Origin of the sequence: Alistipes sp. DJF_B185 (assembly GCF_964250025.1) — a bacterium.
Lineage (GTDB): Bacteria > Bacteroidota > Bacteroidia > Bacteroidales > Rikenellaceae > Alistipes > Alistipes finegoldii.
The window spans coordinates 132,255-139,313 of sequence record NZ_CAXUDY010000003.1 but is presented as its reverse complement, the minus strand read 5'-3'; the positions used below and the strand labels follow the sequence as shown (position 1 = coordinate 139,313).

9 protein-coding genes are annotated in these 7,059 nt (G+C 62.8%); 4 read left to right on the top strand and 5 right to left on the bottom strand.

Going from position 1 to position 7,059, the window contains the following annotated elements; genetic code table 11:
- The 4 genes from ACESTR_RS05740 to ACESTR_RS05725 form a co-directional block, all read left to right on the top strand.
- A partial coding sequence (locus tag ACESTR_RS05740) for a hypothetical protein (RefSeq protein WP_373178979.1) occupies window positions 1-505 on the top strand: 505 nt, incomplete at its 5' end.
- A 10-nt stretch (window positions 506-515) separates the two neighbouring features.
- Window positions 516-1,883 carry a DNA repair protein RadA gene (gene radA / locus ACESTR_RS05735; RefSeq protein ID WP_009596568.1) on the top strand — a complete coding sequence of 456 codons (1,368 nt, stop codon included), beginning with the start codon at window positions 516-518 and terminating at the stop codon, window positions 1,881-1,883.
- 35 nt (window positions 1,884-1,918) lie between these two features.
- Window positions 1,919-2,887 carry an NAD-dependent epimerase/dehydratase family protein gene (locus ACESTR_RS05730; RefSeq protein ID WP_022044571.1) on the top strand — a complete coding sequence of 323 codons (969 nt, stop codon included), beginning with the start codon at window positions 1,919-1,921 and terminating at the stop codon, window positions 2,885-2,887.
- Between the two features lie 11 nt (window positions 2,888-2,898).
- Window positions 2,899-3,231, top strand: coding sequence for a thioredoxin family protein (locus tag ACESTR_RS05725; protein WP_009596611.1), 333 nt, complete (start codon window positions 2,899-2,901; stop codon window positions 3,229-3,231).
- 10 nt (window positions 3,232-3,241) lie between these two features.
- On the opposite strand, the gene ACESTR_RS05720 is transcribed toward ACESTR_RS05725, so the two are convergent.
- The 5 genes from ACESTR_RS05720 to ACESTR_RS05700 are packed head-to-tail and all read right to left on the bottom strand — an operon-like array spanning window position 3,242 to window position 7,046.
- Window positions 3,242-3,937: a DNA alkylation repair protein gene (locus ACESTR_RS05720; protein WP_009596541.1), complete on the bottom strand. Its 696-nt coding sequence runs from the start codon at window positions 3,935-3,937 to the stop codon at window positions 3,242-3,244.
- 8 nt (window positions 3,938-3,945) lie between these two features.
- Window positions 3,946-4,839: a DUF4831 family protein gene (locus ACESTR_RS05715; protein ID WP_009596607.1), complete on the bottom strand. Its 894-nt coding sequence runs from the start codon at window positions 4,837-4,839 to the stop codon at window positions 3,946-3,948.
- Between the two features lie 52 nt (window positions 4,840-4,891).
- Window positions 4,892-5,608: a tRNA1(Val) (adenine(37)-N6)-methyltransferase gene (locus tag ACESTR_RS05710; protein ID WP_302270222.1), complete on the bottom strand. Its 717-nt coding sequence runs from the start codon at window positions 5,606-5,608 to the stop codon at window positions 4,892-4,894.
- 2 nt (window positions 5,609-5,610) lie between these two features.
- Complete coding sequence (locus ACESTR_RS05705) at window positions 5,611-6,396, bottom strand: TIGR02757 family protein (RefSeq protein WP_039939634.1); 786 nt, start codon at window positions 6,394-6,396, stop codon at window positions 5,611-5,613.
- A complete protein-coding gene (locus ACESTR_RS05700) occupies window positions 6,396-7,046 on the bottom strand; it encodes an ABC transporter ATP-binding protein (RefSeq protein ID WP_009596589.1) in 651 nt (216 codons plus the stop codon). Before ACESTR_RS05700 ends, ACESTR_RS05705 begins: the two co-directional genes overlap by 1 nt.
- Between the last annotated feature and the right edge of the window lie 13 nt (window positions 7,047-7,059).

The window sequence follows — 7,059 nt, the reverse complement described above, 5'->3', positions numbered from 1 at the left end:
GGAAAATCCCGATCCGGAAAATCCCGATCCGGAAAATCCCGATCCGGAAAATCCCGATCCGGAAAATCCCGATCCGGAAAATCCCGATCCGGAGAATCCGGACGCAGGAACTTCGCAGACGGAAAAGCCGGAGAATCCGGAAGAGCCGGAGAATCCGTTGCTGGAGGAGATCCGGAACGACGCGCTGGCCAAGGCTCCCGTGCAGGCGGGCGGCAGCTACCGGCTCGACTTTACGCACCACAACGGCGGTCCGCTCGTCGTCCGGCCTGCGGCCGACGCCGAAACCGTCACGGGCACATTCATAAAAGAGCCGGACAAACCGGAGGAGCTGCACTTCACGTTCGGAGAACAGGCCTACACCTGCAAGGTTTCGGGCTATACGGACACCGACGACCTACGCAAAACGCTGTTCAGCGTCGATCTGACCGAGGAGTACAAACAGCTCTATCCCGATGCGGGCATCACGCAGGTGATCCGGAAGGAATACACGTCGCACCCCTATTAACCGACACGCGATGGCAAAAGTCAAAAAGGCATACTTCTGCAAAAACTGCGGATTCGAAGCTCCCAAATGGCTGGGCCGCTGTCCCTCGTGCGGCGAATGGAACACCTTCACCGAGGAGATCGTCGCCCGCGAAAGCGGCTCGGTGCCGGCCAATGTCGCAGGCTCCCTGCCCGCAGCCAAGCCCCAGCGCGTACGCGACATCCGCGAGAGCGAACACCGCCGCATGGACCTCGGCAACAGCGAGGTGAACCGCGTATTGGGCGGCGGCATGGTGCCGGGGTCGCTGATTCTGCTGGGCGGAGAGCCGGGAATCGGCAAATCGACCCTTTCGCTGCAGCTCGCGCTGGCGGCGAACGGACTCAAGACGCTCTATGTTTCGGGCGAGGAGTCGGCCGAGCAGATCAAGATGCGCGCGGGACGCATCGGCATCGGCAACGACGAATGTCTGATCTATCCCGAAACGCTGCTCGAAAACATCGTCAACCAGATCGGCGAACACCGGCCCGATCTGGTGGTGATCGACTCGATACAGACCATCTACACCGACCTGCTGGACTCGTCGGCGGGAAGCGTGTCGCAGATACGCGAATGCGCGGCGACGCTGCTCAAATACGCCAAATCGACCGGCACGTCGATCTTCATCATCGGCCACATCACCAAGGACGGAACCATCGCCGGACCCAAAATTCTGGAACATATCGTGGACGTGGTGCTGCAGTTCGAGGGCGACAGCAACAACATATACCGCATCCTGCGCGGCATCAAGAACCGTTTCGGCGCGACGTTCGAAATCGGGGTTTTCGAGATGCTCGACAACGGACTGCGCGGCGTGGACAACCCGTCGGAGATTCTGCTCACGCACTACGAGGAGCCGCTGAGCGGCATCGCGGTAGGCGCTTCGGCCGATGGCGTGCGCCCCTACCTGATCGAGGTGCAGGCGCTGGTGAGCGGCGCGGCGTACGGCACGCCGCAGCGTACGACCACGGGCTACGACACCAAGCGCATGAACATGCTGCTGGCCGTGCTGGAGAAGCGCGTGGGAATGAAGATGTTTCAGAAAGACGTCTTCCTGAACTTCGCCGGAGGATTCAAGGTCGCCGATCCGGGGCTGGACCTCGCGGTCGTGGCGGCGGTGATCTCCTCCTACTATGACCGCCCCGTGGCCGAGGGCGTCTGCTGCGCGGGAGAGATCGGGCTTTCGGGCGAGGTGCGCCCCGCACCCCGGACCGAACAGCGCATCAGCGAGGCGGCACGGCTGGGTTTCAAACGCATCATCGTCTCCGGCTACCTCGGCAAGGGCGGCAAACGTCCCAAAGGAATCGAAATAGTCACGATAAACAGCATCGATCAGCTGCCCCGCGCGCTCTTTGTGGAATAGATTTTGCTCTGTACTCCTGCAAAAAGGAGTAAAAGATGCAAAAGCGAATTGTCATATTGGGCGGAGTGGGATTTATCGGCACACACCTCTGTCTGCGCCTTCTGGAAGAGGGCCACGAAGTGTTTTGTGTCGATATCCGCGACGCCGTGAATTCGCCGCTGCTGCGCAGCGTACTGCAGCATCCGCTGTTCCGGTACGTCCACCACAACATCATCAATACATTCGGAATCCGCTGCGACGAGATTTACAACCTCACTTCGTCGTCGCGCGTGCGCTACAACAAGGCGCTGCCCGTCGAGACGCTCCGGATCAACATGCAGGGCACGATAAACGCCCTCGACACCGCGCGCATGGAGCATGCGCGGATATTGTTCGCCTCGTCGGGCTGCGTATACGGCGCGGGATACCGCGATCCGGCGACCGATCCGGCGGCGGGATATTCGGGGCAGTACATTCTGAGCGAAGGCAAGCGCGCGGCGGAAGCCCTGCACCGGGCCTATCAGGAGGAGCTGGGCGTGGACGCACGCATCGCACGCATCTTCAACACATACGGAAGCGGGGCCGACATCATGGACCAGCGCGTGGTGATGAAGATGATCGTGGCGGCGCTGCAGAACCGCGACATCCCGGTCAACGGCAGCGGCGAACAGATGCGCACCTTCTGCTGGGTCGAGGACATGGTGGACGGACTTGTACGGATGATGGAAGCCACGCCTTCGGAGCAGACCCGCACCTTGGATCTGGGCAGCAACCACGAAATCTCGATACGCGCGCTGGCCGAAAAGATCATCTCCCTGACGGGAAGCCGCTCGCGGATCGTACACCGGGCGGCACGTCCGGACGATGCGCGGCGGAGGATACCCGACATTTCGGCCGCACGGCGCGAACTGGACTGGACGCCCCGCACGCCGCTGGCCGAGGGGCTGCGCCGCACGATCAGCTATGCAGAAAAAGAGCTGACAGACAAGGTCTACACGGAGCTTACATGGGCGGAAATGAACTAAACACGACAAATATGACAGCAACGGATTTTGACAAGATTATCTGGCGGGACGCACTGACGTTCGTGGATTTCTTCGCAACATGGTGCGGGCCGTGCCAGATGATGCACCCCGTCATAGACCGGTTTCAGGAGAAGATGAACGGCCGCGTGGATGTCTACAAGGTGGACATAGACGACCGGGACATGCTCGAAATCGTACACCGCTACAACATCATGTCGGTACCGACGCTGATGTTTTTCCGCCGCGGCGAGGTGCTGTGGCGCGAAAGCGGCCGCATCGGCTACGACCATCTGGCGAACGTACTCAGGGAATTGGAACAGCGCGAGCAGGTAGGTCAGCGCTGACAGGCGGAAGCTATGCTTCCAAACGCCAAGTAAGCTCCTCGTGGACGTAGTCTTCGGCAGGGAGCTTACCCAGAGAACCGGCTGCGCGGAGTACCGCCTGCCGGTTCTCCTCGTTCAGGCCGCCGACGGCAGACAGCAGCGCGACGGCCCCCTGCGCGATCAGGCGGGCGGCCGAAGATGCGGAAAGCGGAGCGGCGGCAGGCTTGGAGAGGGATTCGGCGGCGCATACGGCGGCGCGGCGGACCGCTTCGACGGCGGGCGCGATCCATGCCGCCGTAAGAAGATCGCTGCGGGCGGCGGACTGCAACGCGGCGTATCGAAGTAGCGGATTCGGGTCGGCGATCCATGCGTCGAACAAGGCCGGAAGCGCTGCGGAGCGGCTCAGGAAAGCGAAAGCGGCTTCTTCGGCGACTTCGGAATTGACGATCCCGGCTGCCCATGCCGGAAATTCATCGGGCGTAAGCGATTCGGGCCGGGCGATATGCAGCGCCGCAAGGCGCAGTTCGCGGACCTCCTGCAAATAAAGATAACGGGAGAAATCGTGGTCGGGAGTCTCGGCGCGTGCGAGTTTGCGCAGCGTCGGCAGGCTCACGCCGTAGTTGAGACCGTACGGCGCACCGTAACAGCGCATCGCATCGGCGACGGCGCCGTTCCGCTCGCGGCGCAGCTCGCCGAGCAGCGCCACCATACGCGACGTGAAGTCCATGGACGGGATTATTTGCGGCGGGGAAGCGCCACGTTGATCGTACGGCCGAACTCGAAGAGGGGCAGCACCGCACGGGCATATTCGCGGCCGCCGGCGATGACCGTGCAGACCGAAGGATCGGCCACGCGGCATGCGACGACGTTGGTCTCCTTGGCCGAAGCTTCGAGCGCATTGGAGGTGTTGCCCGAAGGTTCGATCTGCAACAGCACCATGTCGCCCGAAAGATCGCTCTCAGGGAGCAGACCTGCGGCAGGGCTGAAGCGGCAGACGATATACTGCTTCTTGTCGGCCTGAGGATAAACCACATAGCGGCGCGTTTCGGTGGTCACGATGCGCTTGCCGAGAAACAGTTCCAGATAGTTCTGCTCCAGACGCTCGATCTCCGCGAGGGCGGATTTGAGTCCTTCGCCAAAGACGTTTTCACCGGCTTCGCCCGTAATCAGTTCGAGACGGTGCTTGCGGAGCGAAAAGATCGTATTGGCGGCTTCGCGGGCGGCGTCTTCCAGCGCCAGCACCGTCATGTCGTTCTTGTCGGCCTGCAGGCGGGCGAATTCATCTTCGGCAGCGGCGTAGGTCATAATACGGCGCGAAGGCTCGGCCGGGGCGGGTGCGTCGAGGCATGCCTTGGCATCGAGCAGAGCCACGGCGGCTCCGGTAACGGCCCAGCCGGTCTTGTCGGTGAGCGGAGCGCGGACACCGAGGAATTTCTGCGCATAACGGGCGTAAGGACCGCTGAGGGTCACGTCCTTCTCGACGGTGACGTCCACGGCCAGCACCGTGCGGGGCTGGGAGACGACGATGCCGTCGGCGGTTTCGTTCGCGCCCTGCAGGGCGATGTATGGATTTTGCGCCGCTGCGCCGCCGCATACGGCGAGGGCGAGGGCGAGAAGTCTGAGTTTCATGGTCTCGAAGTTTTTATTCACTGATACAAATGTAATTTATTTTGCCGTGCTATCAAAATTTCAGGTAAAAATCACGGGTTAAGGCCCGGTATTCGGGGGTGTACTGCTCGTGTTCGCCCGTGCCGACGACCAGTTCGGAGCAGACAGGAGGAGAATCGGAGCGCAGGCCGGAGCAGGCGTTTTCGTGCGCAAATTCCATCAGCAGGCGTTTGACCGGACGGCGTGGCGTGGTGCGTACGCCCGTAGAGCGGGTCAGCGCGAGGAATCCGCGGCAGACGTCGGTAAAACGCCGGGCTTCGTCCGTCGGCAGAATCACGGCGAAGCGGCCCTCGGCGGCGAGCAGGCGCACGACCGCGTCGCGCAATTGGTCGAAGGGCAGGCGCACGGCGTGACGCGCCGTGGTGCGGCCCTCGTCGGGGCAGGTCAGCGAATCGACGAAGAAGGGCGGATTGGAGACGATCAGGTCGAAGTGTTCGTCCGGCGCGAATTCCTGCACGGGACACTGTTCGAACACTACCCTGCCGCCCCACGGCGACGCGGCGGCGTTTTCGCGGGCCTGAGAGACCTCCTCCACATCGACGCCCGTAATCCGGGCTTCGGGAGCGCGCTGGGCCATCATCAGGGCGATCAGCCCGGTGCCTGTACCGACGTCGAGGATGCGGCGGTCCGAAGGCCGCACGCCGGCCCATGCGCCGAGCAGCACGCCGTCGGTTCCGACCTTCATCGGGCAGCGGTCCTGACGTATGGTGAATCGTTTGAAGCGGAACATCGTCAACACTCTTTCAGATAACCGTCGATGCCGGCGCCGAAAAGCGAGAAATCGTAGCGCACGGGATCGGCGGGATCGAATCCGCGAAGCGCCGCCGTGACCTCCTCCACGGCCCGCCAGTCGTTCTGGCGGCGTGAGAGCAGCCCCAGCGCGCGGGCCATGTCGCCCGTATGGAGGTCGAGCGGAATGTAAAGGGCCGACATCGGAATCCGCGTCCACTGGCCGAAGTCCACGCCCCGCTCGTCGCGGCGCACCATCCAGCGCAGAAACATGCAAAGCCGCTTGCAGGCCGCGCCCCTGTCGATCGACGAGAGGTGTTTCTCGCAGCGGAGCGCATGGTCGCAGCTGAAAAATTCGCGGCGGAATTCGGAAAGGACCGCCGGAATACTCTGCGCAGCCGCATAGCGCTCCTCGAAAAAGGCGCCGAGGCCGCCGAAGCGTCGGTCCATGCGGCGCAGGGCCAGCACGAAATCGCGCAGGTCGCGGCCGTTGAAGGTGCGGTGGACATAGGTTTCGAGCGTCGCCAGCTCCCGGTCGGAAGCATTGCGCACGAAGTCCGCCGGAGCGTCGTCCATGCAGCGCATCATGCGGTGGCCGCTCGTGACGATCGCCCTGCGGTTGCCCCATGCGATCGTGGCGGCGAGGAACCCCGCGATCTCGCGGTCGGCGCGGTCCGTATAGCGGTGCGGCACCGAAATCGGGTCGTCCTCGATAAACTCAGGGCGGTTGTATTTGTCGTGGAGCCGTTCGAGCAGCTCTTTGAGTTCGTCGTCCATAAAACGCGGCATTACAGAATCCGGCCGTCCGACATGGTGATCTTCCGGTCGGCCATCGCCGCCAGATGCTCGTCGTGGGTGACGATCACGACGGTCTGCCCCAGCCGGTCGCGCAGCTCGAAGAAAAGGCGGTGTATCTCGTCGCGGTTGTGCGAATCGAGGTTGCCCGAAGGTTCGTCCGCCAGCAGTACGGCGGGCGAATTGACAAGCGCGCGGGCAATAGCCACGCGCTGCTGCTCGCCGCCCGACAGCTGGCCGGGTTTATGGCCGCGGCGCGGCGTGAGGTTCATCATCTCCAGCAGTTCGGCGGCGCGGCGTTCGACCTCCGCACGCGGACGGCGGCCGATAAACCCCGGAATGCAGACGTTCTCGAAAGCCGTGAATTCGGGCAGCAGGTGGTGGAACTGGAAGACGAAGCCGATACGTTCGTTGCGGAAGCGGGACAGCGCCTTGTCGCCCAGCGAAAAGGCGTCCTGTCCGTCGATCTCGACACGGCCCGCGTCGGGGCACGAAAGCGTGCCGACGATTTGCAGCAGCGTGGTCTTGCCCGCGCCGCTGGCGCCGACGATCGAGACGACTTCGCCTTCGGCGACGTCGAGCGAGACGCCCTTGAGCACTTCGAGGTCGCCGAAACGCTTGTGTATGTCGGTAACTTTTATCATGCGGTTGCGATGG

Bases quoted from the DNA above. Each gene is read 5' to 3' on its own strand.
- radA (WP_009596568.1), top strand. From the start codon at position 516: ATGGCAAAAGTCAAAAAGGCATACTTCTGCAAAAACTGCGGATTCGAA.
- ACESTR_RS05730 (WP_022044571.1), top strand. From the start codon at position 1,919: ATGCAAAAGCGAATTGTCATATTGGGCGGAGTGGGATTTATCGGCACA.
- ACESTR_RS05725 (WP_009596611.1), top strand. From the start codon at position 2,899: ATGACAGCAACGGATTTTGACAAGATTATCTGGCGGGACGCACTGACG.
- ACESTR_RS05720 (WP_009596541.1), bottom strand. From the start codon at position 3,937: ATGGACTTCACGTCGCGTATGGTGGCGCTGCTCGGCGAGCTGCGCCGC.
- ACESTR_RS05715 (WP_009596607.1), bottom strand. From the start codon at position 4,839: ATGAAACTCAGACTTCTCGCCCTCGCCCTCGCCGTATGCGGCGGCGCA.
- ACESTR_RS05710 (WP_302270222.1), bottom strand. From the start codon at position 5,608: ATGTTCCGCTTCAAACGATTCACCATACGTCAGGACCGCTGCCCGATG.
- ACESTR_RS05705 (WP_039939634.1), bottom strand. From the start codon at position 6,396: ATGCCGCGTTTTATGGACGACGAACTCAAAGAGCTGCTCGAACGGCTC.
- ACESTR_RS05700 (WP_009596589.1), bottom strand. From the start codon at position 7,046: ATGATAAAAGTTACCGACATACACAAGCGTTTCGGCGACCTCGAAGTG.